The organism is Pradoshia sp. Z3_51 (assembly GCF_058215915.1).
On the sequence record NZ_JBZAJC010000005.1, the window covers coordinates 38256 to 65210 of the forward strand.

Here is a 26955-nt window from a genome sequence, read left to right on the forward strand (position 1 = left end):
GGGATAAGGAGAATAGAATACTATGAAAAAAACATTGAGATTCTTTATTTTACCTGCCTTATTGTTAGTAGCTCTGAATGGTTGTTCGAGTAGCAGCTCTACTGACGAGAAGAAATCAACCCTAACTCTTTTTTCAACCGTAACGAATGAATCTGATCAAATCGCATTAGATGAATTAATTGATAAATTTGAAGAGGAAAACAAGGACATCGATATTAAACAAAACTACCCTGCAAATGACTATGAAAGTATGCTTCGCGTCAAAATGGCCGCAAATGATATGCCAGACTTATTTGATACTCACGGCTGGGCAAAAAATCGATACGCCGAATATGTAGAGGATTTAAGCTCTATGGATTGGGTAGATCGTCTGGATCCATCCTTAAAGCCCTTCTTAACTGATGATGCCGGAAAGGTTTACGCATTCCCCCTCAACCAAGCTAAAGATGGCTTAACCTACAACGCTACTTTACTAGAAGAGTATGACATTGAACCTCCTGCAACGTTTGATGAATTTATGAAGGCGCTCCAAACGATAAAAGAAAAGGGTAAAGGTGAAGTCACCCCTCTATGGTTTAGCGGTTCAGATAAAGGTTCATTCGGTCAATACTTCGATCAGTTCGCAACTCCATTATTGATAACAGATAGTAAAAATAATCATTCAGAAGAATTATTAAATGGCACATTCAACTGGGATTATTATACTTATCTGCCTGAGAAATTAAAAGAGATGCAGAATAAGGGATATTTGAATGAAGATGTCTTGACGGCTCAACTCCATCAGCAGCCTGAATTGTTGGCCCAAAACAAAATTGGTTTTGTCGTCGGCGGAGGCACGCAAGGACCAACGGTGGAGGAAATGAATCCAGATGTCAAACTCGGAGTGCTTCCTATGCCGGCGATCCATGAAGGCGATGAACAAAGCTGGATTGGCGGGGAACGACATACACTTGCTGTTTGGAAGGATTCAAAGAAAAAGGATGCGGCTAAAAAGTTTATTGAGTTTATGGCAGTGGCTGAAAATGCAAAGGCGATGGCTGAAGGAACCTCTCTTCCCTCCGGCTTAACAGATGTCGAGGCAGATATTTATTACTCTGATTACTTTGCTAAATACCAGGATGTGAAGGTTGAACCATATTTTGACCGTGTTTACCTGCCAAGTGGGATGTGGGATCCAATGGGTGCAACAGGTCAAGAGTTATTATCGGGGAAAATGAGTCCAGAAGACGTTTCAAATAAAATGGGTGAAGAATATAAACGTCTGTTAGAACAAAAGTAAAACCATCTAACTCTTGAACCGAAAGGAGTTGAACATCTAGTTGGAAGCGCAAGTAGACAGTCAAAAACAGACTAGACCAATCGAAAACGTAAAGATGAAAAGACCTAAATCCAGGCGAAAACCTTCATTAGCATGGATGTATATTCCTTCCTTGCTCGTAGTCTCTTTATTTATTATCTATCCCTTTTTAAATGGGATCCGTATCTCATTTACAGACTGGAATGGATTTTCTCAGACCTTTAAGAACGTTGGATTAGCCCAATATTCTAGAATGCTGCAGGATCCAGACACTTGGTTAATTATGAAAAACACATTGCTGTATGGACTGGGAAGTACATTGTTTCAAAATATCATCGGACTGGGCTATGCCTTATTATTGAATCAAAGCATCCGTTTCCGGACGATCACCCGGACGATTATCTATTTACCTGTTATTATCAGTCCGCTAATAATGGGGTACATTTGGTACTTCTTCTTTTCCTTTCAGGGTGGTGCGCTGAATGATTTACTCTTATTTATTGGGATGGATAAAACAAATATTCTGGCTGATCCCAATATCAATAAATGGTTAATCGTATTTGTTAATACCTATCAATATACAGGTGTAGCAATGATTATCTATTTAGCCGGATTACAGAGCATTTCAAAAGATTATTATGAAGCTGCCAATATTGATGGAGCCTCTTCATTACAAAAGTTTAGGACCATTACCCTGCCACTTTTAATGCCTTCTATCACTATTAATATGGTTATTAACATTATTGGTGGACTTAAGCTGTTTGATGTCGTTCTAGCCTTAACCGGAGGTGGACCAGGTAATGCCTCTCAATCCATGTCTACCTATATGTATGATTTATACTTCGATCGCCAGGATGCTGGATATGCGGCAACACAGGGAATCCTAATGGCCTTTGTCATCTTAATTTTAAGTCTGGCAGCCCTCCTATACTTTAAGAGAAAAGAGGTTGAGGCTTGATGGATTATACGTCAAAAAAGAAAAAGTGGTTATTGTCCATTGTGGCTCTAGCTATTGGGTTATTTCATTTGATCCCTTTTTATATCCTTGTAACTACTGCTTTTAAAGAAAGAGGAGATTTTAGTTCGAAATGGGTTTTACCAGAAACGTATTCATTCGAAAACTTCACTCAAGCATGGGAAACAGCTAATTTAGGGACAGCCTTTATCAACACGGTGATTATTACGTTTTTTTCAGCTTTACTATTAATCTTATTTTCTTCTATGGCTGCTTACCCTTTAGCTAGATTTCAGACCAGATTAAATAACTTTGTATACATGTTATTAGTAGCTGTAATGGTCATACCTCCTTTAACAGCTTTAGTGCCTCTATACCAATTAGTTGTTGATCTAGGGATGATGAATACCCATGCCATAGCGATCTTAAATAATGTTGCTGCTTACACCCCGCTCGCTGTTTTTCTTTACACAGGCTTTATACGATCTACGATTCCAAGAGAACTAGAAGAAGCCGCGAAAATGGATGGAGCCAGTAATATAAAAATTTTCTTTACGATTGTTTTTCCATTATTGAAGCCTGTCACAGCATCAATCTTAATCATCTCCTGTGTTTACATATGGAATGATTATCAATTTGCTATTTTCTTCTTGCAGGCTGATGAGGTTAAAACGCTAACCGTCGCTTTATCCAGCTTCTTTGGGCAAAATTCCAGCAGGCTTAATTTAGTTGCCGCTGCCTCAATCATGGCAGTTATCCCGATGGTCATTCTGTTTCTGGTGCTACAAAAACATTTTGTTAAAGGTCTTTCAGCTGGTTCAATCAAAGGATAATCAATTAAAATTGGAGGGATTTTTAAAATGAAAGTAACAATAATCGGTGCAGGAAGTGTTGTTTTTGCCAAAAGACTTATTTCAGATATTCTTAGTTATCCAGAATTAATAGGGACAACCTTCTCCTTAATGGACATAAACGAAGATCGATTGCTAACTGCAGAAAAAATGGCCCTTTCTTTAATAGAGCAAAATGGAAACATCGCAACAGTAGAAGCTCATCAAAACCGACTGGATGCATTAAAAGGTGCCAGCTATGTAATCAATCTCATACAAGTCGGTATGCATGAATCCACTTTAATTGATTTTGAAATCCCTAAAAAATACGGACTCAAACAAACCATCGCAGATACACTTGGCGTAGGCGGAGTATTTAGAGCACTGCGGACCATTCCGGTTGTTTTAGATATTTGCAGGGATATGGAGGAAGTTTGTCCGGATGCCCTATTACTAAACTATACAAATCCAATGGCTGCGCTGATCCTTGCCATTGAAAAAGCGACATCCATTAAAACTGTAGGCCTCTGTCATAGCGTACAAAACACCGCGGGAGAATTAGCTGGATATCTTAATCTTCCAGCAGAAGAACTGGAATACAAGGTTGCAGGAATTAATCATATGGCATGGTTCTTGGAATTAAAGCATAAAGGAAAGGATCTGTACCCTGCTTTGTTCGAGGCAATGAAAGATCCGGCCATTTATAAAAAGGATAAAGTACGCTTTGAAATGATGAATAGGCTGAACTACTTCATCACAGAATCAAGTGAACATCTTTCCGAATACACACCTTATTTCATAAAAAGAGATTCGCTTATTGATGATTTCTCGATTCCGATTGATGAATATATCCGACGAAGCGAAGCTAATTTAAAGCATTTTGAAGAAACAAAAGAGAAAATCGAAAATAATATTCCCTTTAATACAGAGGAAAGTCACGAATATGGGGCTCCGATTATACACTCCATGGAAACGGGTGTTAACCGTGAAATATGGGGAAATGTGTTAAATACTAATTTAATAACGAATCTGCCAACCAATGCCTGTGTTGAGGTCCCTTGCCTGGTCAATAAACGCGGTATTCAGCCAACCCACATCGGAGATCTGCCTCCGCAGCTTACGGCTATGAATATGACAAATATCAATGTACAACAATTGATTGTAGAAGCCGTTCTAACAGGTGATATTGATTATGTTTATCAAGCAGTTATGTTAGATCCTCACGCCTCCTCCGTCCTGTCATTAGAAGAGATTTGGGATATGACGTCCGAATTATTGGACGCACATAAACAGCATTTACCGAAGTTCACCAAAGGAAGACATTTACAATATAAAAAATCAGTCACCATTGGATAGAATGATCAGGACTAGAAAAGGATACATGAACCCATGTATCCTTCCTCTTTGTTATTGTTTCCTCTAAATCTACTACGCCCTCTTTAGTAACTCTCTCAAAAAGGCGAACCGCTCGGTCAAAATAAACCTAGATGATGTCTGTGATAAAGAAATACATTCCCTATGTGAATGTACTTATTTTAATCGTTTTACATTTAATAATTCTTCAATCGGCATTTCGTAAGCACGGTTTCCTAATTCTTTTTTTAGCGCTTCATTGGCATCATATTCTTCCGCTGTAAATGAATCCTCGCGGCCTTTTTTCAAATAGTCATAGAAAATAGGAGGTAAAAAGTCTTCTTTTAACGAAACTTCCACTGCTTCCCCATTTTGTCTTGTGAAAATATAGGCATAGCTGGTCGCACGGTATGGATCGTATTGAGCTACCGGGTAATTCACATCCACTGTATAGACCCCTCTCGTTTTACAACGAGTAATAAACTCGAATACATCACGAAATCCAGGTCCCCCATGCCCCGATTGAACGGAAAGATCATTCCGATTCGGAATCTCGTCTCCAAACAACTCCTGAAAGGCTGCTTCCACTACACGGAACCCAACCCCTAACGCCATATAAGCTGCATAGCCATGATACTTTTTAATATCATCAAAAGAGATTTCAATTAAATCATTACGATCATAAATTTTAATTGTACGCATATTCAGTCCCCTATTCTTAGTTGTTCTCGCAAACTAATTATAGGTAATTTAGAAAAATCACACAAATTATAAGCAGACTTATGTTCATCAATAAAATTCATTGACTGTAAAACATACTTCCTCAAGCTCCATCATAAAGAATACTGTTTCGATAAGCTCACAGATTAGAGATACCAATGTGGACTAGGTAAAAAATCCCCTTTTACCTTTTCCTTCTTTAATAGTGAAATTTGAAAGGAGATATTGATAAATTCTGCCGAAAACGTCTGTCATCGGAGGATTTCAAATTAATGTAATTTATTTTGTTAAAACACAGGGAGTATTTTGATTCCTCACTTCACCTTTCCTAAAAGGAAGCCACAGTCATCTTTTAAACTTTTCCAATCCTTAAAACTTATTATTGGAACCCATCCTTGTTTCTGAAGCATAACTAGATTTTCATAAGTGTATTTATTATCATCTGATTTAGAAATATAATATAACAAATTAAATAATTGAATCCGCCATTCTTTTGGTATCTTCTTCAACACAAAGTATTTATTTATAATATTTCCTATTACTTCAATATTCTCTTCTAAACAATTTTTAAGATTTGAAATCTGTGTTTCATTTGAGTAGTCAGAGATGTATGGAAGTTCATGGATAGTTACTGGAAAACCTTTATACTCAGGATAACCTTCTTTTTGTTGGAAATTACAAAAATGCAGAAATTTTTCATAATCGCCTAAGATGGATTGAACCCACTTATAATTGTCATGCTTTGTTGGACTGTACTTATATTTGTATACTCTAGCCCTAATATAGTTTGCATCTACTAATTTAGCCCATAAAGTTCTATGATTTCCGTCACTAGATACATGATATTCATCAAACTCGTCATAATAACATAATTCTACTGCAGGGAATGAGCTACTTTCGAAACCCATTCTAAACTGGTTTAAAGTTGTGGCTTCAAGTCTCTTTTGAATGTTCTCTAAACGGCTACTATCAATATTTCCAGCTTTTCTTACTACGTGCTCCCACCACGAAAAACCCTCTTCCCCCCTCGATAATCCTTGGATTTTCTTAACAGGGACAAATTGATATTCGCGTTCCCCTATACCTTTGAAGAAAAATTTATATGAATTATCACTTTTTAATTTATTCTCCTGCAAAAAATATAAATGTTCCTCACTTACACCAGCATCCAGCAGAGTCGTTTTAATATTCATTTTTGTTACCACCATCTCCATTAAGTATAATTGCTAATAAAAATCTTTTCGTTAAAAAGAGTTACCTATTACTCTCTTTATAGAATCAAAACAATTATCCGAAGATCGGGAACCAGCTTCTTAGTGATTCAGAAAAATCACACAAATGATAAGCAGCCTTTAACCCTAAATTCCAATATCCGAAATTAGACTTCATTCATCTCCAATATTCCACATAGTATACATCCTCAATCACTACTAGTTTTTGACCACGATAGCCCTCTGCCAGTAGCTTCTGTTGTCCCTTCGTATCAGCCATTTGGCATAATACCGGTTCTCCTTCTCCGTTATTCGAGCTTTCGAGTTCCTTAAAGAAGATATAACGTAGATTCCCTCCATATTTAGGCTTCAATGCAACGATTTCCATTCCTTGAACAAACTTGTCCTTTAGGCTTGGGATGTTAAACGGAGCAACTGTTGAACATACATATTTATAGGGATGTTTGCTACGTGCCAGTTCATCCATGATCCATTTTGCCATACGTCGTTGCAGGCTCAATCCACGCCAGTCCGGATCCACATTGCTAATGTCTTGATAAATAACAAAATCCAACTCGCTCTCTGGCAGGCCTGCATCGATTCCCAAATGGTCCTCCATTGTATCTGGCACAACTAAAGCGCGGAATGAAATCAATTCTTCCTTAACAAATACGCCGATTAATAGACCATTACCACTCGTTATGTAACGGAACTCCTCTTCTGAAAGAGGCTGAAGGCTTGTTTTATCATCCAGATTCCTTACTACTTTTTCCTGCAAGCGTAACACAGTTGGAATATCGGTCTCTGTTAAACGGCGAACAACATAAGCTTGTCCGTCGGGAAACATGCCTTTATCGATCATCTAGTGTCTCTCCTTTCATTGAAGAACATCTCTGTGAACGGTCAATTCTGTAAGTATATCTTCATTCACATCAATTCCGAGACCACTCTTTTTATTTAATTCAATGAACGGGACATCATAGTGCAAATTCCCAACATCCTTTGAGAATTTTAAAGGTCCTGTCAATTCGACGGATGTGATGATTTTCTTGGAGAAAGCAACATGAAAGCCAGCGGCCGAGCCAATGGACGATTCGACCATCGACCCGATTTGACACTCGATTCCAGCCATTTCCGCTTGATTGGAAAGCTTCACAGCTGGATGGATGCCTCCACATTTCATTAGCTTTATATTGATTTTATCAGCCGCTTTCTTGTGGATAACCTCTCTCATTTCCTTTATACCTTTTAGACCTTCATCAACCATTAATGGCAAGCGTGCTTTCTTTTTCAATTCAGCCATCCCCTCAAGATCATCAGCCAGCACTGGTTGCTCGAGCCAGTCTATTTGCAGTTCTTCAAGAGACGGGAGAGCCCTCAATGTATTGGAGCTATTCCTCCAGCCTTGATTAACATCGACACGAATGGCGATTTCATTCCCAACTGCCCTGCGAACAGCTCGGATTCGTTCCATATCCTGCCCTACCTGTTTGCCAACTTTCATTTTAAAGGAAAGGTATCCCTCAGACACCTTCCGCACCGCTTCTTCTGCCATTGCAGCTGGTTCCTGAATACTTAGTACATGGGTGATTGGAAAACGATCATGATAACGTCCTCCGATCAGCTGATAAACCGGTACCCCCAGTTTCTTGGCCACTAGGTCATGACAGGCAATATCAATAGCCGCCTTTGCTGTAGGAGCTCCGTATACCGTTTTATTCATTCGCTCATGTATACGTTCGAATTCGCCTGGATTCTGACCAATTAGAAGCGGTGCTAATGTATGCTTGAGAAGACTATACGTACTCTCCCATGTCTCTCCTGTTACATGTTCATCTGCAACCGCTTCCCCAAAACCAATAAAACCGTCATCACTTTCCATTTTCACAATAATGGAGGGCATATCGTGATATGTATGATAGCTGACAACGAATGGTTCACGAAGAGGCAGGCGAATGGCATATAGTGAAATAGCTTTAATCATATGAAAGTCCCCTTATACTGTAATTGTATCCTCTTTTTGCTGTTTAAGTTCTTTTTCTATCTTTGCTCTTTCTTGATCACTCATTTTTTCAATTGAAAACCCTGTTATCGCATAAAGAATCGCAATAATCGGCACAGCAAAGTTCAAAATCGCGTATGGGGCATATTCAAATACACTTACACCAAGAGTACCGAAGATAAAGACGCCACATGTATTCCATGGGATGAAAACAGACGTTAGTGTCCCTCCATCCTCAAGCGCCCTGGATAGATTTCTGGAAGAGAGTCCTTTATCACGATACGCTTTTGAAAACATACGTGCCGGAATGACTATGGAAATATACTGTTCGGAGCAGGTTGCGTTTGTCGCAAAACAAGATAATATCGTAGAAACAATGAGACTTTTTGCCGTTTTTGCCAATTTAAGAATTTGTGAAACGATTGCGTTCAGCATTCCCGTATGCTCGAGCATGCCTCCGAATGTCATTGCCACGATGGCCATAGATACCGTGTACATCATATTGTCCAAACCGCCGCCATTGAAGAGATCATCCACCATGGAATTACCGGTTTCAATCACATACCCTGCTTGCAGGGCTGAGATAGCATTAGCAAATGTATCACCCTGTACGAATACCTGAGCAAGGAAGCCCAAAAGAACCCCAATCACCAAACCAGGTATGGCTGGTACTTTTTTTGCCACCAAAATAATGACGATAAGTGGAATCAATAATAAGAAAGGTGAAATAAGGAACTCATCCTGCAAGACAGCTAGTGTTTGTTCAATATCTGTTGTACTCACACTGCCTTTACCGAAGTCACGCCCCAAGAACCAAAATACACCTAACGAAATGATTAGACCTGGAATGGTTGTGTAAAACATGTGGCGGATATGTACAAATAAATCCGTGCCGGTCAATCCGGCTGCTAAATTGGTTGTATCCGATAATGGTGACATTTTATCTCCAAAATAGGCACCTGATATAATCGCTCCCGCAATCATCGGGGCCGGTATCCCAATACTTAAACCAATCCCCATCCCAGCTACGCCAATCGTTCCCATAGTTGACCAGGAACTACCGATGGCAACGGAAACAATACAGCAAATGAGCATAATCGACACCAGGAAAAGAGACGGACTGATGATCTTCAATCCATAATAAATCATAGTAGCGACCACACCACTGCCAATCCAAGATCCAATTACCAGACCGATTAACATAATGATGATTACAGCCGGTAGTGCTAAACGAATTCCATTGTACATGGCCTCTTCAAGCTCGTCCCATTTGTAGCCGGCCATCCATGCCACAAGTGCGGCCGTGATTGTACCAACAATCAACGGGATATGTGGTCCCTCTTCAAAAACAATAATTGTAATAGCCATAACTGCTATCAGCACTACTAACGGTATAATTGCCAGCCCAAAAGATATTTTTCTCTCCATCTGTTCTCCCCCTGTTTGAATTTAATCCGTAATGAAACGTTATTTATTCTTTTATATGGACAAGCTGCATCGCTTCCGCAAGTACCCTTGCCCCGAGATCTAAGATGTCTGTTTGTATCTGCATTTTGGGATGGTGCAATCCCGGGCTAACCTGGGCACCGATTCCGATCATAGTTGTTTGTACCTCTGGATGCTTCCGGCTATAAAAATGAAAATCATCGCTTCCAGACGTGATGATTGGCTCTTCTAAGGCTTCTTCTCCGGCAACTTTTATGATTGATTCCCTCGCAGACCTTTCTGGCTCTTTTGAAACAGTGGCTCCTGGAGTATAATCCTTCCATTCATAATCAATTTGTACACCAAAGAGTTCAGCAATCCGATCTAAACCAGTCGCGATAGAATCGATCATTGCATCTAAAACAGCATTACACTGCGCACGGACATCAATCGCAAATGAGCCATTACCTGGGATAATATTAGTGTTTTGCCCCCCAGCTATCATTTTAGTCAGCTTAATAGAATAGTTCTCTGCAGGATCAGCATATAAAGTTGCCAGATAACCATGGATGGCAACCATCACATCAATCGCACTTTTCCCCTGATGCGGCCTTGCCCCATGTGCATCAGTACCTCTGATTTTCCCTTCGAGGAAGATACAGGCTCCGTGGTGGATAGAAGGAGTAAACTGACCATATGCTAGTTCATCTTCTGGACGCACATGCATACCAAACAATACCGACACGCCCTCCATTGCACCTCGCTTAATCATCCATAACGAGCCATTTCCCTTCTCCTCGGCCGGCTGAAAAATAAAACGATATTTACGATTCAGCGGCTGTTCCCTCAAATAGAGAATCGCACCGAGTGCCATGGCGATATGGGCATCATGCCCACATGAATGATTCGCTTGCATGATACCTCCAACTTCCTGCCATAGCGCATCAATATCTGCTCTCAGCGCCACTGCACCACTACCTTCTCCCAATTCTGCAATTAATCCGGTACAATCAGAAAAACGTTCGTAACGAACCCCAAAACTATCCAATATCTCGGCAATTGTATTGGTTGTTTCGAATTCCTTTCCGCTGATTTCGGGATGTTCATGAAAATGATGATACCACCCCAAAATTTGTTCCTCATAGCTCATCATGCATCACTCTCCTAACAATCCCCTTATTCTGCCATAACGTTTTCCAGCATATCACTCCACCTGTCAGAGGATTCATTGAACACAGTTGCTCCTATCATTTGCAAAGCCCCAGAGAAAAAGGAACCGGGTAAACCCTTCATAAATAAGCATTTCTCCCATTTATTCAGGTGAATTCATACTTGGATTGCCTCTGACTGTCGATAAGATACCATGTATTGAAATACTTACAAAACATTTTATCAAAAAATTCAAATAATTTCTTGTTTAATCCATTCTTTACAAATAAAGTTCCTTGATTAGGTTGGCAAACCCTTATAAATTAGTAACAAAGTCCCCACCTTTGCTAATTAACCCGCTAACAGGAGGTATATGATAAACAATTTGTCATCCACACGAAAAAGGACCTGTTCAAAGGTCATTTTTCATAGACTTTTGAGCAGGTCCTTCCTTATATTAATAATCCAGTATTAGTTAAATAGTTTTCTAAATTTTACATTTGAATCTACTACTCTAATCTCAATTTGTATTTTTTTCATTCCCCTATGTATTTGCTTAACTTTGCTGACTCCATCATCATGTCCCTGTTAACGACTTTTTGCTCTTTCAATTGCCTGTTTCATGTCTTTTACTGGATTCCTTATTAAATTTCCATGCCCGACTGCCAGTAAAGAAGGTTTATAATCCAACAAATTTTCAACGGACTCGATTGCTTTTTCTTTATTCCAGGTTGCCAATGCCGGGAAAGGAAAACTCCATCGCGTATCACCAGCTACAGCTATTCCGCCCTTTGTTTGAAGAGCATCTCCGACTATTAAACTATGATCCCTAATATCTAAATACGACATCATTCCTGGAGTATGACCCGGGGTATGAATGGCTATCAACGATCCAATCCGATCACCATCCTGTAATAGGGTATCCGGATTTGTCTTTATATTTTTGGGAATACCGCCTTTTATAGGCATATTCCCTTCACCTTCCTCTAACGATGCATCTCCTTTTAGAATTTTCAGCTCTCGTCTGGGAATTAATACTTCAACGTCTTGAAGCTCCTGAGTAAGTCCATCAAGAGCCCCTACATGATCAGTGTGTGCATGTGTTAACACTATTTTCTTAATCGGCTTTCCTATACCCTTTGCTGTCTTTAAAATTGCTTTTTTACAAAAAGGAAGTCCTGCATCGATTACGATTAAATGCTCCTCTTCTTCGATAAGATAACAATTAACAGGAAAAAGATTTGGCATAAAGGAAAGCTGGTAAAGATTATTTATCTTTGTTAATCTCATTAAAACTCCTCCAACTTATATTTTGGGTTATATATTGAATCTAAGGAAAAACAAGGTGAGTGAAAGAAATTTTTTAGAAGGTAAAATATAATTCCGGTGATTAAGACAAAATGTGAGCAACCGTCGTGATTTGTGGGATAAGGAGGGGTTTGGACGAAAGATTCGACCCATATCAGCGCTACGACTGAGGGAACAATCGCGGCAACAAGGGCCGTAAAAATTTTGGCGACCAACATAACCTCAATGAAAGAGGTAATCAGACGGTAATAGGATGGCTCACATCTTTTCAGGAGACAGTTTGTGATTGTCTCTTTTATTCTATCTAGTGTATTAACGCCCGATCGTTGAATAACTGGACATACGTATTTTGTCGAGAACATTTGCATAGATTTACTCGCTAGATTAATTAATTTTACTCAGGAAACTCAATGACTTGTCGCAACTCAATTTGACCTTCACCAAATCCTTGTGGATCAGGCATTCGCTTAGCCCATTCGATGGCTTCTTCCCTAGACTTCACATCAATGAGAATAAATCCCGCAATCAATTCATTCGTTTCCGAAAATGGTCCATCGGTGACCACTCGCTTTTCTCCCGGCTTAGGATATGAAAGGCGAACCCCATTTGAACTTGGATGAAGTCCTTTCGCCATAACCCGCACGCCAGCCTTTACTAATTCCTCATTGTAGGTTGACATGGCTTCCCTGAGTTCCTGGCTTGGAAGATTCCCAGCTTCTGAATTCTTTGAAGCTTTAACAATGATCATAAACAGCATGAAATAGCCCTCCTTTATTTATTAAGGGAAAATCCCCTGTTTGTCATTATTCATACAACGAATCTGCCCTTCGAAATCAATCACTATCAATATTCAATAAAGTCAAAGGATATTCCTTCTTGCATGCTCACCTGCTCCTTTATTTTCACTTTTGTTATAAAGGTCAGGTATTTAGTTGTACTACGAGTAACTGACCTTTTCATAATGTTTAAGTCCGTTTGAAATGAATCATCATTGATTTTTCATTTAAGACAGAAATTCTGCACCATTCTTTAAGAACCTATTCGCTTTTTCTCTTGTTCAAACAGGTGGTTATACTTATCTAACTTCTCTTTGCGTTTCAAATATTCTGCAAAATATTTTGCTTTGTAATATTTGTTATAACCATTGTGTTCATTTTCGATATTAGTAAAAGCAGTTTCTAAATCAGAATTATTTATATACCAGTTTAGTCCATTTTCAGAAAAAGATTTCCTAATATCCTCCATCACTTCTTCAATATTAGATCCATCTGGCTCAACCCACCATATGTCAGATCGATTTCTCTCAGCTGGGTTATCTAAATGACGAATGTAATTGGATTGGTCAAGATTACAATTTAGTTGTTCTCGAATATGACATTGGTACTCTTTAGGAAGTAACTCACCGTTGGTACCTTTTTTAATTTCCTCTTCACTTGGTATAAAGACATAATATATTCCAAGATCTACATGAATTGATATAGGTGGCCAACCTGAAACATCAGAAAAATAGTTTCCAACAGTACTGATTTTTAATACCCAAATGCATTGGTCAATCCAACACCAATTATTTCTTGTATTCACTTTATTGAAGTCATTTTCTTTTAATATAGGAGACAGTGATTTTCGAATTACTTTATTGATTTCAGGAGAAACTATCATTATTATTCACACCCTTATTCTCACTAACTTACATCTATTTCTCTTGAGCTAATCCGCCCCTTTTCTACATTAAGAAATTCAACACAAAAAGGCATTAATCCTTCTGAATCAACGCCCAGTTAGTTTAATAAGAATTTTATCTGTTACCAATCTCTCCACTCATCGGTTATGTCACTCTTAGTTTCTAAGCCTGCTAACTCAGATACAGACAATATGTATTCAAGTAATTCCTCCCTTTCTGCAGTCTCAATGAAATAGTTATACTTTTCATTAAGCACGTTAATTTTTAAAACAACTTCCTTTACACAGGTCAAAAGGGTTTTTGGAGATGTTTTTTCTTTCAAATCTTTAATTGTTTCTAAATAATCATTCAATGCTTTTTCTGTAGCCAAAATATTTTCGAGTGTAAACATATCATCCCCCTCTTCCATTCGTTCTCGCCAAAATAGGGTCGGATATAATATGTTTTCCATTCTTGTATTAATTAAATCTTTACGTTTATGCGAAAAATGCTTTTTCTGTGTAAAATATACTGTCGGTATCATTTGGCAGTAACTCAAATCACCATCTTCAACATCTGTCTTTTCTAAATTTTTCATCTCCCCGATAGGAGAAAATCTTGTATATTTTTGCAGTTCTCCATAATTAATTCTCTTAAGGTATTTCTTAAAAGCCCTATATCGGTTATATCTGTCAATTTATTTAATCCATACAAATTCAACTCTTGTAATGCTCTAAATTGACCAATACCTTCGAATGATTCAATTTTTGCTTGTATCAGATGCAACACTTCCAGATTTTCAATTTGACCAAGTTCAGCAAATGTCTTGGAATGTGGTTTATAATCCCATATCTGCATCCGTTTTAGATTCTTTAAATTAGACAGTCCTGTTGCTCTAGTCGGTAGTTCTCCATACAGTTCCTTAAGAGAGGTCAATTTCGCTAAATCTACTTTCACCTTTTTATTTAAATGATTCATAGATAGAGTTTTCAAGTTTTCAAGGAAGGATAAACCCTCGAAATCTTTTATATTTCCACCACTCAGATTTAATATTTCAATATGAGGACATTCCTTCAAAAAATCAATATCCGGAAGATTATAATCCCCCATGACTGAGATTCTTTTGTAATTATGTCCTTTAATAAGCTCCAGGCTCTCGGATAAGTATTCGGAAGATACATTAAGCGTGTCTTCTGTCTCATCTCCATATCTAACTATTTCGATGTTACCAATTTTATATGCTTTCATAGTTCCTCCAAGACATAGCTGCATAAAAACAGCTAATCATACAGCTCTTGTACTGAATAAGGTTGTTAATTGATAAATTAGTTACTGATTTTGAAGTTCACAGAGAATTAATAAAATCACCTTGAATGGGTTCTTTTCCGTCTTCAAATTGAATACGGATTGATTTTCCCTTTAAATAATCAGCTGAATTCATCACTTGAAAATGCAGGTGAGTTTCACTTGAGTTACCAGAATTTCCGCAAGTACCAAGAACCTGTCCTTTCTGGACTCTTTCTCCTTCTTGAACAAGGATAGAATGATTTTTCAAATGAGCTAGCATACTATACTCGTTATTTTGATGTTCTATTGTAATGCAATTTCCTTCAGGAAGTTCAGGATTCATTTCCCCTGGCACATTATCCTCGATTCCATCTATCACTTTTATCACTACACCATCTGCCGGGGCTAATATTTCCTTGTCATAAGCATAATAGTTTTCATTTTTCTTTGGGTCATCGCTATAAGATTTACCGTTTTTCAAAATAAGTAAATCATACGCGTATCTTTGATCCTCATATACATAGTGATAATTGATAAACTGATTAGTTCCACCCCAGAAAACATACCATTCATCTTTTATCGGCATAATATATTTATTCATTGTATATTTCTGATCACTTTCAGGATGAGTGATAAAAGGAGCAAGAGATAGGCTGTAAATTGTATTATTTTCTCCGAAGGATACACTTATAACTTTTTCTCTGGCATTGTCTAACCAGATATATTGTTTAATACCTTCTATTAAATTAGTAACCATTTCTAATGTATACTTTTCGACTCCAGCATTAAAATCTGTTCCATATTCAATGAATTGTTGTAAAGGTACAATATTTTTAAAATCAATTGTTGTTTGTTGATATAAGGTTGAATACATTCCATTCAGAAAAGATTCTCCGAAATCCTCGGGTGAAACTTTAGATATTTCTGCTTGATTCTCCTTCAAACTAAACTCCTCCAATTCTTTATAAACCTATCTAAAATTATTCTTAAGCTGGAGATTTCCTTTAATAATTCTAGACTGTCTGACAGTATGTACTTTTACAATATTCTTCATTCATTAGAAAAATCCTTCCTCCGCTAAACTGCCCAATAGCTGCATAAAAAAAGAGCTGTTTACAGCCCTTGAAATAGAGTAACACCCGTGTCGTTCCTTTATAACAGTTCCTTATTTTTATTATAAGAACGTTTTAATGAAATATAATTGATGAGGAACATCACTACACCTCCGAATAATGTAAATCCTATTAGTTCACTCCAACTGCTAATTCTTGAAGGCGTATCAACCAATAGTAAATACAGTAGAGTAAAAATAACAAAAAATGTAACTGTTTTAGTAAAAATAACTCTTAACTCTTTCCTATAAGCTACTTTTGTTGCAACCTCCGTATATTCAATCCCAGCTACAATATACCTTGTAAATATATATAGAACGAATATGGATATGGCCAACAGTAAAATTATCTCTAAGTCGATAGAAGCATATTTGTTTATGAACATTATTAAAACAATGAAAAGGAAAAGAAGTATCCCACCTTCCGCGAAGAAATATAGCATCCTTTTTTCCTTATATTCATCATCAGGTATTAAAAAAGATATCCAAGATTTCATCAACTCTCTACCTCCCAAAATAATTCATCTAATGTTTTATTAAGTTCTTTTGCTATTGCAACACAAAGATGAAGAGTCGGATTATATTCCCCCTTCTCAATCAATCCAATAGTCTGCCTAGTCACCCCTACTTTTCTTGCTAATTGTTCTTGGGTCATTGAAATTTTCATTCGTGTTATTTTTACATTATTTTTCATATATTCCACCTTACTCATGTAAGATATAGTTTACATATGCAATTTATATCTTACATTAGATTTATATATAAAACAAAGAAACCGACTCTAATCATAAGGAGTTTAACTTAAAAAGGCATTAATCCATCCTGGATCAAGGCCCTTGTTTGTTTAAATATAAGTATTCACGACTATATTAATTGGTTAATTTCAAAAAATATAGAACTTTCTATAGCTGATATTTCAAAGACCACATGGAATCATTGATATTTACGTAAGGTATAGATTTGGTTTGGAATATTTCATAAATGAAGATAGACTAAAGAAAAACGAAAGGAATCAATCATATGAAAAATCAAATCGATGAATTAACTTTATTATTGTTGTATTTAACCTCTTTTAAAGATGACTATGGATTAGGTGAAGCTCAAAGAAGTTGGAAGGGATATCCCTTTGAATCTCTAAATGAATTATCGGAGAAATGTTTCATTATCGATAGTAAACGTTCAAAATCTGTTTATCTAACAGATGATGGTATCGAGGAAGCTAAGAAACTAATAGAGAAATATCATATAAAAGACAACTGAGGAAATTCTCTAAACTGAGAATTTCTTAATCACAGAAAATAGCTATGTATATGACAAAGTACCTTGTATATCGAATGCCCAGCGTAAGAACTCCACTTCCTTCAATTATTATATAATTTAAATTTAATCCATTTTCTCTTTAAATTAGGCTGTTTTCGCAAAGATTGTTGCTATACTGATTGACTAAGGATGTAACGTTTATTTATAGAGTTTTTGCAGATTAATTTTAAAAGTAAGCTTATAAATTGAAAAGACGTACTATAATTAGTACGTCTTTGGTTACTTACACGATTATGTCTTTTTCTAATTGCCATTTTAACATATCATCTACTACACCAAGTTTTTTCATCTTTAACTTCTCTAACACTCTAATTGACGAGAAATTATCAACCAAGCATTCAGCAATTACCTTGTCAACATTCTTAAATGAAAACGCCCATTCAATAATTTCTTTTACTGCCTCTGTTGCGTATCCTTTATTTTGTGCTGAAGGTATAATTCCATATCCCACTTCAACTGTGTTATCTGAATTAGGTTTACCTTTAAATCCAATGTCACCAATAATTGTGTTTGTTTCTTTATTGATAACCAGCCATACACCCCAACCAGAAATGGTTGGATCTTCTTTTAGTTTCTCCAAATACTGAGTGATATGAGGACCAAATTCGTATTCTTCCCTTGGAAATTGTGATAATAATTGTTCTGTACAAGGGATAATTTTGAGCCGCTGTGTCTGCAAATTCATCTCTTTCTCCTTTTTTATAATTTTGGCTGTTGTCTCAAAGATTGTTTCGAAATAAATCATAGGGAAAACATAAAATAGAATTCTAAATCAATCTACTACCTTGAAGAAATCTCCCCTAATTGTTTAGCAGTTAGTAGAATAAGGTTATATATTTATTCTACTAATACTTTTCAAAACCCTTTATTGAGTAACTTGGATAACTTAAAAAGCATCTGATGATAATAAATTTTTGTTTTCTCTTATTAATTTTACTGTGAAATAGTTAGATTTTTGACACGCTAAATAAATCATTTTCTCGACTCGAATTTCAAATGCTAAGTTTTTATGTAATTCAAGCCAACGATACCAGTAAAGGTAATTGTCTAAATAATACGTACCAACGCCTTGAAATCGTTCCATCCATCCTTTTAAACGGCGATGGAAGTTATTAACGTGTTGTATATGATAAATCCCTTTTTTCACTCGTTGATTTTGATTTAAATTAACTGTTTCGTGCTTAAGATTTTTTGATGCTGCAAATTTTTTATAATTAGTAGCTGTATCAGTGCACAACAAAGAAGGGGGAGATATATGCTCTCCAATAACTGCATCAATTTCTTCTGCTTTTACACGACCTCTTCCCGCCATTTTCGCGATTATATTGTTATTTCTATCTTGTGCTACAATTACAGCAATTTTTTGATTTGAAATCCCTCGTTTTTCATCTTTTTCGCCTCGCTTTTTTGGTTTTCGATGAGTAATTCTACGACCCTTGAATGACTCTCGGAAAAATGTTTCGTCACTTTCAATGATGCCATACAATTTATTAAACCCATTGCTTCCTAAAGCATTTAAAATTTTGTGTCTCCAATAAAATGCAGTAGATAAATGAATGTTTAGTTGTTCAGCGATTTTAGGCAATGTTATACCGTTAATCATCATTTCGATGTATTTCAACCATTTTCCTGGATAGCGTGAACCTGAAAAAGGAGTATTTGTCATATCATTAAATGTTTTACCGCAATCCCTACATAAATATCTTTGTCTAGAACGATATTTACCATTACGTTTTACTGAAGCACTCCCGCAATGAATACAAACTAGACCAGCAGAAAAACGTCACATAACAATAGGTCCTGATGCTCAGTGGTTAAATATAGCCTCCATAAAGGAAATTTAATCGTATTTATTAAAATAAAATCATCTGACAGTTGGTTTAACAATTCTTCTTCCCAATCAGGAATAATCGCATAAATATAACATTCCTGCTTATAAATATCATTGATTATATCAACAAACTCCTGTTCATCTATTTCCTTTTCAAGCAATCTTTCAATTACCTTTGGAATGATTTCCACTCTAATCACCTCTTTGTTAAAATTATACGATTAGATTAGAGCGTATTCCTTCTTCTGCTAACCTGCCCCGTTTCTACAATAAAGAAGTTCTACAGAAAAAGGCATTAATCCTTCTTGTATCAATGCCTTGATATTCATAATTATTAGCTGTTTATTTTAATAAGAAATTGAGTGGAATTAAAAAAGGTTTTTATTAATGTGTGTTGAATATTTACCATAACACTAAAAATAGGAGGAATAAAATGGTGAATCAGGTTTGTGTTATAAGCATTTACGTTCCAAATTTAAACACTGCAATTGACTTTTATACCAATACTTTAGGTTTTGAATTAAATAAGCAGTATGGTCCTAATATTGCATCACTTGTACACGGAGAGTTACCAATTATTCTAGAGGAGAACGTTAATACGCCGTATAATCAAGATAATAAAATTACAGGAGTTGTATTAGGATTACGAACTGAAGATATTTATGAAACGGTTAAATTCTTAAAAGAAAAAGAAGTAGATTTTATTGTAGATGAACCAACTAATTGTCCTCCAGGAAAATATATTAGTTTTAGAGACCCCTTCGGAAATATTTTAGAATATCTCCAATTTGAAAATAAGTAACAAACATTAAAAGTTCAATTTTAACTTCTTATTGAGCTAACCTGCCCCTTTAGTAAAAAAATAAATACTCTCATTTCTCTAATGCTAATTTTAGTTGTAAAAGCGAATAACAAAGAATATTAAGAAAATAAAACTTATTGTCGAGCTTATAAGTGTTGAGATATATTGTTTTGATTCTTTTAGATACTTCCATTCCAATATAACTTGAAACCCTGCTATTGCTGTGAAAAATAAAACCCAATGCCATTTTAGAATGTCGAATGACTCCTTTGTTAGAGCAACGAAATAGCCGACCAAAAAAATAACGACTATTATCGTTCTTCCCCATCGATCAACTCTTTTGCCAGGGGTTTCGGAAATTTTTTTTCTCTTTACCCCCAGAAATTTTTCTGTCATTTTTTCTATTAAAAATACTACTAAAAATAAAATAACAAGAAATGTAAACATAATTAACCTCTCCATCTATCTTTATGAGTCACAGCTCAAAGCTATAACCATATAATTCGGTATGTATGGTAGCAAATGCAAATCCTTCCTCAACTAACCTGCCCCGTTTGTCCAATAAAGAATTAAAAGTTTTGAATCTATCTTGATTCAATTCAACAGTATGTTTAGTAATGAATCATTGATGTCTAAAATCAAATTTATCACTAGGTACATCTAATGTATGCCCATTGATCTCAACTGTATCATTGTCTGTCCAGGTAATACTGGCAGTTTCTTCTCGTTCATTCCAATAAATATTTTTGGCTTTCTTATTGCCTTCATTAAAGACTAACTCGCCACGAACAGCATATGACGTTGTAGCACCTCCGTTAGTGAGATATGCTTTTAGTGTGTAATGGCCGCCAGGTGATGTTTTTTCAATAAGATATTCTCCTTTTGGTAGTCTGTTCATATCGAAAAAAGCCCAATATACTCCATAAGCAATAACCCCAGTAAATAAAAGACAGATAACAAGGAATACTCTAAGTGCTTTTTTAGGAGCTTTATTTTCCTCTTTCTTCAAGTAAGTTGTCATACAGTTAAACCTCTCTCAGTAACGGTTAATAATATATTAATTCTCCTATGTATAATAAAAATCCTTTTTCAGCTAACCTGTCCCGTTAGCTGAATTACAAAAAAAGAGCTGATTTCAGCCCTTGATATTGAAGTAATGCCCCTGAACCAAACCTGTTACATTAACTGATCGCCTTTTATGTTTTACTTATTTTTCAGACAAAAGCCAGAAAATAAGATATAATTAACACCTTATGATTTTAATTAAGGAGCTGACAATGTGGAAGATGAACTAATTTTTAAAAGCTATTCTAGGCTGTTATTAAGAGATTTAAAAGACGTAAAAGAGGCTCTTAAGGTAAAAGACTATGAGACAGCTGAGAAACTCTTAAATGAGCTTATAAACGATACTCAGAAAGACGTAGAGAGTGGCAATTAAACTAACGGTTTGGATATTCATCCACCTCTATAATGATAGTTTGATGTTCTTATGCAAGAAAATGATTCTTTCTATTTCTTCAAAACCATTTTTCTTATAAAATTCTTCGGCAGGTATACCTCTATCTGTGAGAAGTGTAATGTTACTTATATTGCTGCTATGAAGTTCTTTTATCAAATGATTTAACATCGCTCTTCCAATACCCTTACTTTGACATTGTTTTCTTACACACATTTCATTAATAAAAAACTCATCTCCGCTCCACCATACTCTATTTACACCAAAAATAAAGCCGAGAATTTCATTGTTTTCTACCGCTAAAACGCCTAAAAATCCAGGTGTTTGGTAAAAGTCCAGCAAATATTTTTTAGCCTTTGTAAATGTCCATTCATCATTCCAAGGCTCATCATTGAATACTTCAATAAATGTGTCCGTACATTTAATTAAATCATTTTCTGTTAATAGTTTAACTTCCAAGGTGAATTCCCCTTATCGCTAAATGTATTATTAAAGCCACCTTAACCGTTTTATTTATGGATTATTCTACCACAAAAAAACAAATTTCTTATTCAGCTAACCTGCCCCTTACTTCCATAAGAACTTCAACACAAAAGGGATTAATCCTTCTTAGATCAATGCCCACCGTCAGTCGTATACCTCAATCATATTGATGTGCTATTATTAGCATTTTTACGTGAAAAAAAATATGAAATAAAATATGAAATCAAAAATAAGATAATCCCCACTTTATTAAATTGGAGATACACATCAAATACATCTTTAAATGAATCTAACGGATAAAAACCACTTAATAGCAACGTTGGAAAAACAGTAATCAGCATCGCCATATAATGAGCAAAAATTTGCTTTAAAAAACTCCATTGTTCAATTTGATATATGACGCTTGTCAACCCAAGGAAAAAGGCTATAAGGCCATAAAAAAAATAAACACTCGAATCATCTGATTGCCTTTGCAACTTATACAACAGTGAAATTATTAGTAAGATACCAAATGAGATAGACCCTCTATATAATCCCTTTAAAAGCAAATGCAACGTAAAATCCCCTTTCTTGGAGTCAAATTAAAAGAGCTGGTTATTGTCAACTCTGACTCCAAACTTTTTACACCAGTTAATTAAATACTATGATTTTCGTTCTCTTTATACTTTTTGTTCGTTTGTACGTTTTTCCAATATGTGTTTGGTCCATTGTTTTTTAAAATTGCATTTTTTGGAACTTGTTTAATTATAAGAAGAAGAGTAAGTAAATCAACTGATGATCCCATTGCGTTTAATATTATTAAAAATTTTAATGTCGTTGTTAATAGTCCAAATGAACTTAATACAAGTGGCAAAATTATTGAAATAATAATGAAAGGAGCAATTGAAATGAAGATATATCTCGATTTTGAAATCTCTTCTTCTGTTAACACAAAACCTCCAAACAGCGTCAATCCTATATATGTTTTTTCTGATTTTGTAAAATTTGGAATGAAAATTAAATGGAGTAATTCGTGAAGTATTAAAAATATAATTAACAAAAAAACACTACTCAAGTTAATAGTAATTGAGATTCCATCAGGCATTAGGCCAAAATCGCTCAAAGAAATACTGGAATAGATATTTATTACACCAATAGAGATGATTGCCGCGACAATCATTAAAGGGGTGGATAACAAAATACCACTTGCTAAATCTTTGGGTTCTTTCAATAGAATCCATCTATTTTTAATTAACTGTAAATGTAACTGCAGGTCACTTTTAGGTAATTTGCTTTGTATTTTCATTAAATCCACTCCATTAATAATTTAAGTTTAAAATACAACCACCTAAATAATACCATTTTTTTATTAAACTAACCTGCCCTTAAGGGGATCAATATAATCGCTTGTTGAAGGTTTATGTTTGATTCCTTGCACATTTCATTTAAAAACGAATAGAGCCATAATGCTTTCGACCCTCAAAAAGAAACGCAATGATACTTTCATAATAAGGTATAAATTTTTTAAATTCGATTAGCTCTAAGATCTCCTCTTTTGAAGCCCATTTCACTGCTTGTACCTCTTCAGTCTGTAAAGTCAATTCATTCAAATCAATGTCATATTCAATTAAATAATAATCATCAAATCCACGCGCAAAGTTAATAGTAAATTGCGGACATATCATTTCAAAGTCATAACGAATACCCAACTCCTCATATAACTCTCTTGAAGCAGCTTGCTGACTTGTATCGCCTGCAACAGCACTTCCACCACAAGTGATATCCCAAAGATTCGACCAACCTTGCTTAAAGGGCTGACGTTGTTGAATAAGCATTTCTCCCTTTGAATTAAATATACAAACGTGTATTACTAAATGAAACTCGTCTGGTGTCATATCATCTCCACGAGTTATTTGTTTGCCTATTTTATTACGATGCTTATCATATAAATCCCATTTTTCCATTGCTAAGCTCCTTAATGTAGTTTTGCCTTAAGATTCTTAAACTCTGCAAGAATATGTCCCAATGATGAACACAAATAATCACCTATAAACTTCTTGAACAAACCTTCCCCATTTCTACAATAAGAAATTCAACATAAAAAGGCATTAATCCTTCTTGGATCAACACCTCTATTAGTTAAAGAAGAATCTTTACTTGCCAATCCTATTTTCCTCTATTCCTCTGTTTATATGGGCTGTTTTAATAGCCTCCGCTTCAGGGATGCTTTCATTGGGGCCCTTGTCCCTCAGTAGCAATGGCGACTGTATGAGGGTTATCCTCCAGATAGGCAGCAGCGGTGTTAATTCGTTCTTGAAAAAGTGGCGAAGGATCAGTTCCAATCACCCTTGCTCCTAGAATAATTAAATAATCAGCATTATCTGGTACAGTTTGATTAGGAATTTGAGCAATTCGAATATGCAAGAATAGAAGATAAAAAACTAAAAATACAAAAAGTTCATAAGTAATAATCTTTAAGTATTTCATTAAATCGTTCCCATCGTTGAAATTGTATTTGGTGAATACAGAGAGAGTCGAGAAAAGATTTTTTTAAAGGTATTTACAGAGAAAAGGATTTACTCAACAATTGAAGCGAATAAGTTCTCTAATGAAAAACGCATATTCCAATACATAGAAAAATGTATGGGGAATATGCATTTGCAAAAATACATTATGATTTTTTTTATTTAGAATTTGGCCATTCTTCATCTTCCAATGGAATAATTACACTCGCCACTAAGTAAATAATTAATCCAGGAAATGCACCTGAAAATACACAGAGTAAAGCAAATGCAAGCCGAAGGATGGTTACATCGATTTTTAAAATCGGTGCTAAACCTCCAAATATACCCGATAATACTTTGTTAGAGCGGGATCTTACTAATTTAACGTCTTTCACACAAACATCTCCTATCTTTATCTTAACAGTATATTAAATGAATTATCTTTATAATATGAAAATCCTATTTATTAATTCAGGATATGAACTTTGTCCCCTTTACTTCCATAAGAAGTTCAGTAGAAAAGGACATTAAGCCTTCTTAGATCAAAGCCCCGTTTATAAAAAAAATATTATCAAATCTAATTATCTTCGTTATTGCTTCTCACATTATTTTGAAGATAAATCTTTTTAAGAGTTGAATTTATGTTATTTAAAGCAATAAGAATAACCCCTAACATAACAAATGTTACTACTTCCCCCGTAAACCAAGATAGTATTCCTAAAATTACAGCATAAAGTATGTATAGCCAATTACTCATTAATTCAATATCCTCCCAACCAAAATAATTAACTTCTTCAAAAAACCTAGTTCATTTGTAACATTTTGTAAAACCAGACCGAATCTTAATTAAGCTAGTCTGCCCTTTTACTTCTATAAGAAATTCAACACAAAAAGGCATTAATCCTTCTTAGATCAATGCTTCTGTTTGTTGAAATGTAATCTTTTTCAATCTCTTCTATACCTTGATATAACTCCAATCCCTAGCCGGGTAATAACGAGTGTGTTATTTTTGTAATATCATATCGACGTGAGGGATATTATCCTCTAAATATGTTTCGGATATAGGTTGAAAACCAAAGGAAGTATAGAATTTTCTTAAATAATCTTGGGCTTGAATTTTAACCTTTGTTTCTTTTAATTCGTTTTGGATAAAATCTAGTCCTTTCTTTAAAAGTTCCCCTGCAATCCCTTCTCCTCTGTATTCTTTCTTTACAATAACTCTTCCAATAGAAGTTTCTTGATAAGCAATACCTGCGGGTACAATTCTTAAATATGCAACGATTTCTCCATTGTCTTCTTTAAAAAGATGATATGAAAAAGGATCTTTACCATCAACTTCAGGATAAGGACAATTTTGTTCCACCACAAAAACTAAAGTTCTTTCTTTTAAAATATTATATAGTTCAATATTTGTTAACTCATCAAATTTTTTGAGTTTCCAACTCATAAAAATTCACCTCTTATTTTTTTCAAATGCATTTAAATATATCTTAAACTTCTTGGAACAACGCCTCAATTATTTCATATCAAAAAATGATAATAAATTATCGAAATAAAAGACCAGATTAGAAAATATAATCGCTGATATCACAGCTATAAATGTGAACTTCAATGACGGTTCTATTAGCTTTGCTAATTCATATATTTTATCGGCTATTATAATAATGAATGAAATCATTAACATGAACCAAGCAATACTATGTGGATTAGTATAATGAATTAGTTCGCTCGTTTTTAAGACTAATAATCCTAAAAAGTAGTAGAAAAACAACTTAACTTTAATCATCTATCGATGCCCCTAGGTCTGAGTTTCTGTCATACATTCCTTAACAAGCTAAACTCCCCCATTAAGTTCATAAAAAAGTTCACTCCAAATATGAATTACATTTTATATTTTGAAACTTAAGCTAATTTTCCACGTATTTCTAATAAAAGGGAGTGACAAAATGACACGCTGTGCTAATTGTAATAAAAAATTGCAAGCTAAAATAATTTGGTCAATTATCAATAGACCCTTTGATGGAAAGAACTGTCCTTATTGTAATAGATTACAATATATGAAAGCAGAATCATTCAAGTTTATGAGCAATTATGGCCCTGGCTTTATTTTCATTTTGTTGTTTCCTTTTTTTGTTGAGTTAAGTAACGAAAAAGAACCTTGGGACAAATTTGATTAGCGGATATACCTATAACTGTTTTACAAAGGGTTCAGGCTAACCTGATTGTTTCTATTAACAAGAAGTCCTACATAAAAGAGCATTAATCCTCCGAT

Annotated in this window: 33 protein-coding genes and 1 pseudogene; 7 read left to right on the plus strand and 27 right to left on the minus strand. The window is 35.3% G+C overall.

The genetic code is table 11. The annotated features are described in order from the left end of the window. Positions 1–22: 22 nt before the first annotated feature. The 4 genes from AC4BHA_RS11605 (at position 23) to AC4BHA_RS11620 (ending at position 4438) form a co-directional block, all read left to right on the plus strand. The gene (locus AC4BHA_RS11605; RefSeq protein ID WP_490558681.1) at positions 23–1279 is read left to right on the plus strand and encodes an ABC transporter substrate-binding protein; all 1257 of its coding nucleotides are present in this window, start codon (positions 23–25) and stop codon (positions 1277–1279) included. 94 nt (positions 1280–1373) lie between these two features. Beyond that, positions 1374–2255 (plus strand): carbohydrate ABC transporter permease, encoded by an 882-nt coding sequence (locus tag AC4BHA_RS11610; protein WP_490558737.1) that lies wholly within the window; start codon positions 1374–1376, stop codon positions 2253–2255. Further along, positions 2255–3085 (plus strand): carbohydrate ABC transporter permease, encoded by an 831-nt coding sequence (locus tag AC4BHA_RS11615; RefSeq protein ID WP_490558682.1) that lies wholly within the window; start codon positions 2255–2257, stop codon positions 3083–3085. Before AC4BHA_RS11610 ends, AC4BHA_RS11615 begins: the two co-directional genes overlap by 1 nt. Positions 3086–3112: 27 nt before the next feature. Beyond that, positions 3113–4438 (plus strand): alpha-glucosidase/alpha-galactosidase, encoded by a 1326-nt coding sequence (locus tag AC4BHA_RS11620; RefSeq protein WP_490558683.1) that lies wholly within the window; start codon positions 3113–3115, stop codon positions 4436–4438. Between the two features lie 174 nt (positions 4439–4612). Here the strand turns inward: AC4BHA_RS11620 and AC4BHA_RS11625 are convergent, their stop codons facing one another. The 14 genes from AC4BHA_RS11625 to AC4BHA_RS11690 form a co-directional block, all read right to left on the minus strand. Further along, entirely contained in the window at positions 4613–5137 is a 525-nt protein-coding gene (locus AC4BHA_RS11625) for an FmdE family protein (RefSeq protein WP_148629991.1), read from the minus strand. 332 nt (positions 5138–5469) lie between these two features. Further along, positions 5470–6348 (minus strand): hypothetical protein, encoded by an 879-nt coding sequence (locus AC4BHA_RS11630; RefSeq protein WP_490558684.1) that lies wholly within the window; start codon positions 6346–6348, stop codon positions 5470–5472. Positions 6349–6544: 196 nt separating this feature from the next. Continuing rightward, complete coding sequence (locus AC4BHA_RS11635) at positions 6545–7228, minus strand: GNAT family N-acetyltransferase (protein WP_490558685.1); 684 nt, start codon at positions 7226–7228, stop codon at positions 6545–6547. A 15-nt stretch (positions 7229–7243) separates the two neighbouring features. Then, complete coding sequence (locus tag AC4BHA_RS11640) at positions 7244–8350, minus strand: mandelate racemase/muconate lactonizing enzyme family protein (RefSeq protein ID WP_490558686.1); 1107 nt, start codon at positions 8348–8350, stop codon at positions 7244–7246. A 12-nt stretch (positions 8351–8362) separates the two neighbouring features. Further along, on the minus strand, positions 8363–9796 hold the full coding sequence (gene nhaC, locus AC4BHA_RS11645) for a Na+/H+ antiporter NhaC (RefSeq protein WP_490558687.1): 1434 nt from the start codon (positions 9794–9796) through the stop codon (positions 8363–8365). A 43-nt stretch (positions 9797–9839) separates the two neighbouring features. After that, positions 9840–10946 (minus strand): amidohydrolase, encoded by a 1107-nt coding sequence (locus AC4BHA_RS11650; protein WP_490558688.1) that lies wholly within the window; start codon positions 10944–10946, stop codon positions 9840–9842. A 584-nt stretch (positions 10947–11530) separates the two neighbouring features. Beyond that, the gene (locus AC4BHA_RS11655; RefSeq protein ID WP_490558689.1) at positions 11531–12232 is read right to left on the minus strand and encodes an MBL fold metallo-hydrolase; all 702 of its coding nucleotides are present in this window, start codon (positions 12230–12232) and stop codon (positions 11531–11533) included. A gap of 412 nt (positions 12233–12644) precedes the next feature. Next, complete coding sequence (locus tag AC4BHA_RS11660; RefSeq protein WP_490558690.1) at positions 12645–13007, minus strand: YciI family protein; 363 nt, start codon at positions 13005–13007, stop codon at positions 12645–12647. A 272-nt stretch (positions 13008–13279) separates the two neighbouring features. Next, positions 13280–13909: a DUF4304 domain-containing protein gene (locus AC4BHA_RS11665; protein WP_490558691.1), complete on the minus strand. Its 630-nt coding sequence runs from the start codon at positions 13907–13909 to the stop codon at positions 13280–13282. A gap of 143 nt (positions 13910–14052) precedes the next feature. Then, the gene (locus tag AC4BHA_RS11670) at positions 14053–14508 is read right to left on the minus strand and encodes a hypothetical protein (protein ID WP_490558692.1); all 456 of its coding nucleotides are present in this window, start codon (positions 14506–14508) and stop codon (positions 14053–14055) included. Next, the gene (locus AC4BHA_RS11675; protein ID WP_490558693.1) at positions 14505–15158 is read right to left on the minus strand and encodes a hypothetical protein; all 654 of its coding nucleotides are present in this window, start codon (positions 15156–15158) and stop codon (positions 14505–14507) included. Before AC4BHA_RS11675 ends, AC4BHA_RS11670 begins: the two co-directional genes overlap by 4 nt. Before the next feature lie 97 nt (positions 15159–15255). Beyond that, positions 15256–16140 carry a M23 family metallopeptidase gene (locus AC4BHA_RS11680; RefSeq protein ID WP_490558694.1) on the minus strand — a complete coding sequence of 295 codons (885 nt, stop codon included), beginning with the start codon at positions 16138–16140 and terminating at the stop codon, positions 15256–15258. Positions 16141–16349: 209 nt separating this feature from the next. After that, the gene (locus tag AC4BHA_RS11685) at positions 16350–16805 is read right to left on the minus strand and encodes a DUF3278 domain-containing protein (RefSeq protein WP_490558695.1); all 456 of its coding nucleotides are present in this window, start codon (positions 16803–16805) and stop codon (positions 16350–16352) included. Further along, entirely contained in the window at positions 16805–17002 is a 198-nt protein-coding gene (locus tag AC4BHA_RS11690) for a helix-turn-helix transcriptional regulator (protein ID WP_066104464.1), read from the minus strand. The genes AC4BHA_RS11685 and AC4BHA_RS11690 overlap by 1 nt, the downstream gene beginning before the upstream one ends. Before the next feature lie 326 nt (positions 17003–17328). Between AC4BHA_RS11690 and AC4BHA_RS11695 the strand changes: the two genes are divergently transcribed. Then, positions 17329–17568: a DUF6429 family protein gene (locus AC4BHA_RS11695; RefSeq protein ID WP_180349992.1), complete on the plus strand. Its 240-nt coding sequence runs from the start codon at positions 17329–17331 to the stop codon at positions 17566–17568. A gap of 283 nt (positions 17569–17851) precedes the next feature. Here AC4BHA_RS11695 and AC4BHA_RS11700 read toward each other — a convergent pair whose 3' ends face one another. The 3 genes and pseudogenes from AC4BHA_RS11700 to AC4BHA_RS11710 all read right to left on the minus strand — a co-directional run bounded on the left by AC4BHA_RS11700 (position 17852) and on the right by AC4BHA_RS11710 (position 19650). Beyond that, a complete protein-coding gene (locus AC4BHA_RS11700) occupies positions 17852–18313 on the minus strand; it encodes a GNAT family N-acetyltransferase (RefSeq protein WP_139892388.1) in 462 nt (153 codons plus the stop codon). Between the two features lie 201 nt (positions 18314–18514). After that, a pseudogene (locus AC4BHA_RS11705) lies at positions 18515–19411 on the minus strand (IS1595 family transposase); the annotation flags it as partial. After that, entirely contained in the window at positions 19393–19650 is a 258-nt protein-coding gene (locus AC4BHA_RS11710) for a hypothetical protein (RefSeq protein WP_490558696.1), read from the minus strand. The gene AC4BHA_RS11710 and the pseudogene AC4BHA_RS11705, both read right to left, overlap by 19 nt. Positions 19651–19892: 242 nt before the next feature. On the opposite strand from AC4BHA_RS11710, the gene AC4BHA_RS11715 reads away from it, so the two are divergent. Continuing rightward, positions 19893–20261 carry a VOC family protein gene (locus AC4BHA_RS11715; RefSeq protein WP_490558697.1) on the plus strand — a complete coding sequence of 123 codons (369 nt, stop codon included), beginning with the start codon at positions 19893–19895 and terminating at the stop codon, positions 20259–20261. Positions 20262–20351: 90 nt separating this feature from the next. Here the strand turns inward: AC4BHA_RS11715 and AC4BHA_RS11720 are convergent, their stop codons facing one another. Then, positions 20352–20708, minus strand: a complete 357-nt coding sequence (locus tag AC4BHA_RS11720; protein WP_490558698.1) for a DUF4181 domain-containing protein — start codon at positions 20706–20708, stop codon at positions 20352–20354. A 175-nt stretch (positions 20709–20883) separates the two neighbouring features. Continuing rightward, on the minus strand, positions 20884–21282 hold the full coding sequence (locus tag AC4BHA_RS11725; protein ID WP_139892391.1) for a DUF5412 domain-containing protein: 399 nt from the start codon (positions 21280–21282) through the stop codon (positions 20884–20886). A gap of 258 nt (positions 21283–21540) precedes the next feature. On the opposite strand from AC4BHA_RS11725, the gene AC4BHA_RS11730 reads away from it, so the two are divergent. Further along, positions 21541–21699, plus strand: coding sequence for a hypothetical protein (locus tag AC4BHA_RS11730; RefSeq protein WP_180349994.1), 159 nt, complete (start codon positions 21541–21543; stop codon positions 21697–21699). A 27-nt stretch (positions 21700–21726) separates the two neighbouring features. Here the strand turns inward: AC4BHA_RS11730 and AC4BHA_RS11735 are convergent, their stop codons facing one another. The 8 genes from AC4BHA_RS11735 to AC4BHA_RS11770 form a co-directional block, all read right to left on the minus strand. After that, the gene (locus AC4BHA_RS11735; protein WP_490558699.1) at positions 21727–22176 is read right to left on the minus strand and encodes a GNAT family N-acetyltransferase; all 450 of its coding nucleotides are present in this window, start codon (positions 22174–22176) and stop codon (positions 21727–21729) included. Between the two features lie 185 nt (positions 22177–22361). After that, entirely contained in the window at positions 22362–22754 is a 393-nt protein-coding gene (locus AC4BHA_RS11740) for a DUF3021 family protein (protein ID WP_490558700.1), read from the minus strand. An 80-nt stretch (positions 22755–22834) separates the two neighbouring features. Then, a complete protein-coding gene (locus AC4BHA_RS11745) occupies positions 22835–23485 on the minus strand; it encodes a metalloprotease family protein (protein ID WP_490558701.1) in 651 nt (216 codons plus the stop codon). A gap of 139 nt (positions 23486–23624) precedes the next feature. Further along, a complete protein-coding gene (locus AC4BHA_RS11750; protein ID WP_490558702.1) occupies positions 23625–24143 on the minus strand; it encodes an NUDIX hydrolase in 519 nt (172 codons plus the stop codon). A gap of 265 nt (positions 24144–24408) precedes the next feature. Continuing rightward, positions 24409–24666, minus strand: coding sequence for a hypothetical protein (locus AC4BHA_RS11755; protein ID WP_490558703.1), 258 nt, complete (start codon positions 24664–24666; stop codon positions 24409–24411). A 196-nt stretch (positions 24667–24862) separates the two neighbouring features. Continuing rightward, positions 24863–25078 (minus strand): PspC domain-containing protein, encoded by a 216-nt coding sequence (locus AC4BHA_RS11760; RefSeq protein ID WP_490558704.1) that lies wholly within the window; start codon positions 25076–25078, stop codon positions 24863–24865. Between the two features lie 182 nt (positions 25079–25260). Then, positions 25261–25440 (minus strand): hypothetical protein, encoded by a 180-nt coding sequence (locus AC4BHA_RS11765; RefSeq protein WP_066104513.1) that lies wholly within the window; start codon positions 25438–25440, stop codon positions 25261–25263. A 246-nt stretch (positions 25441–25686) separates the two neighbouring features. Beyond that, positions 25687–26130, minus strand: coding sequence for a GNAT family N-acetyltransferase (locus AC4BHA_RS11770; RefSeq protein WP_066104516.1), 444 nt, complete (start codon positions 26128–26130; stop codon positions 25687–25689). Positions 26131–26955: the final 825 nt, after the last annotated feature.

Excerpts from the sequence above, each read along its gene's own strand:
- nhaC (WP_490558687.1), bottom strand. The coding sequence starts at position 9,796 with ATGGAGAGAAAAATATCTTTTGGGCTGGCAATTATACCGTTAGTAGTG.
- AC4BHA_RS11745 (WP_490558701.1), bottom strand. The coding sequence starts at position 23,485 with ATGAAAATACAAAGCAAATTACCTAAAAGTGACCTGCAGTTACATTTA.
- AC4BHA_RS11610 (WP_490558737.1), top strand. The coding sequence starts at position 1,374 with ATGAAAAGACCTAAATCCAGGCGAAAACCTTCATTAGCATGGATGTAT.
- AC4BHA_RS11665 (WP_490558691.1), bottom strand. The coding sequence starts at position 13,909 with ATGATAGTTTCTCCTGAAATCAATAAAGTAATTCGAAAATCACTGTCT.
- AC4BHA_RS11650 (WP_490558688.1), bottom strand. The coding sequence starts at position 10,946 with ATGATGAGCTATGAGGAACAAATTTTGGGGTGGTATCATCATTTTCAT.
- AC4BHA_RS11695 (WP_180349992.1), top strand. The coding sequence starts at position 17,329 with ATGAAAAATCAAATCGATGAATTAACTTTATTATTGTTGTATTTAACC.
- AC4BHA_RS11655 (WP_490558689.1), bottom strand. The coding sequence starts at position 12,232 with ATGAGATTAACAAAGATAAATAATCTTTACCAGCTTTCCTTTATGCCA.
- AC4BHA_RS11685 (WP_490558695.1), bottom strand. The coding sequence starts at position 16,805 with ATGAAATCTTGGATATCTTTTTTAATACCTGATGATGAATATAAGGAA.
- AC4BHA_RS11755 (WP_490558703.1), bottom strand. The coding sequence starts at position 24,666 with ATGAAATACTTAAAGATTATTACTTATGAACTTTTTGTATTTTTAGTT.
- AC4BHA_RS11670 (WP_490558692.1), bottom strand. The coding sequence starts at position 14,508 with ATGAAAAATTTAGAAAAGACAGATGTTGAAGATGGTGATTTGAGTTAC.
- AC4BHA_RS11675 (WP_490558693.1), bottom strand. The coding sequence starts at position 15,158 with ATGAAAGCATATAAAATTGGTAACATCGAAATAGTTAGATATGGAGAT.
- AC4BHA_RS11605 (WP_490558681.1), top strand. The coding sequence starts at position 23 with ATGAAAAAAACATTGAGATTCTTTATTTTACCTGCCTTATTGTTAGTA.
- AC4BHA_RS11770 (WP_066104516.1), bottom strand. The coding sequence starts at position 26,130 with ATGAGTTGGAAACTCAAAAAATTTGATGAGTTAACAAATATTGAACTA.
- AC4BHA_RS11715 (WP_490558697.1), top strand. The coding sequence starts at position 19,893 with ATGGTGAATCAGGTTTGTGTTATAAGCATTTACGTTCCAAATTTAAAC.
- AC4BHA_RS11720 (WP_490558698.1), bottom strand. The coding sequence starts at position 20,708 with ATGTTTACATTTCTTGTTATTTTATTTTTAGTAGTATTTTTAATAGAA.
- AC4BHA_RS11620 (WP_490558683.1), top strand. The coding sequence starts at position 3,113 with ATGAAAGTAACAATAATCGGTGCAGGAAGTGTTGTTTTTGCCAAAAGA.
- AC4BHA_RS11725 (WP_139892391.1), bottom strand. The coding sequence starts at position 21,282 with ATGACAACTTACTTGAAGAAAGAGGAAAATAAAGCTCCTAAAAAAGCA.
- AC4BHA_RS11750 (WP_490558702.1), bottom strand. The coding sequence starts at position 24,143 with ATGGAAAAATGGGATTTATATGATAAGCATCGTAATAAAATAGGCAAA.
- AC4BHA_RS11660 (WP_490558690.1), bottom strand. The coding sequence starts at position 13,007 with ATGCTGTTTATGATCATTGTTAAAGCTTCAAAGAATTCAGAAGCTGGG.
- AC4BHA_RS11640 (WP_490558686.1), bottom strand. The coding sequence starts at position 8,350 with ATGATTAAAGCTATTTCACTATATGCCATTCGCCTGCCTCTTCGTGAA.
- AC4BHA_RS11615 (WP_490558682.1), top strand. The coding sequence starts at position 2,255 with ATGGATTATACGTCAAAAAAGAAAAAGTGGTTATTGTCCATTGTGGCT.
- AC4BHA_RS11625 (WP_148629991.1), bottom strand. The coding sequence starts at position 5,137 with ATGCGTACAATTAAAATTTATGATCGTAATGATTTAATTGAAATCTCT.
- AC4BHA_RS11765 (WP_066104513.1), bottom strand. The coding sequence starts at position 25,440 with ATGAGTAATTGGCTATACATACTTTATGCTGTAATTTTAGGAATACTA.
- AC4BHA_RS11700 (WP_139892388.1), bottom strand. The coding sequence starts at position 18,313 with ATGAATTTGCAGACACAGCGGCTCAAAATTATCCCTTGTACAGAACAA.
- AC4BHA_RS11690 (WP_066104464.1), bottom strand. The coding sequence starts at position 17,002 with ATGAAAAATAATGTAAAAATAACACGAATGAAAATTTCAATGACCCAA.
- AC4BHA_RS11630 (WP_490558684.1), bottom strand. The coding sequence starts at position 6,348 with ATGAATATTAAAACGACTCTGCTGGATGCTGGTGTAAGTGAGGAACAT.
- AC4BHA_RS11635 (WP_490558685.1), bottom strand. The coding sequence starts at position 7,228 with ATGATCGATAAAGGCATGTTTCCCGACGGACAAGCTTATGTTGTTCGC.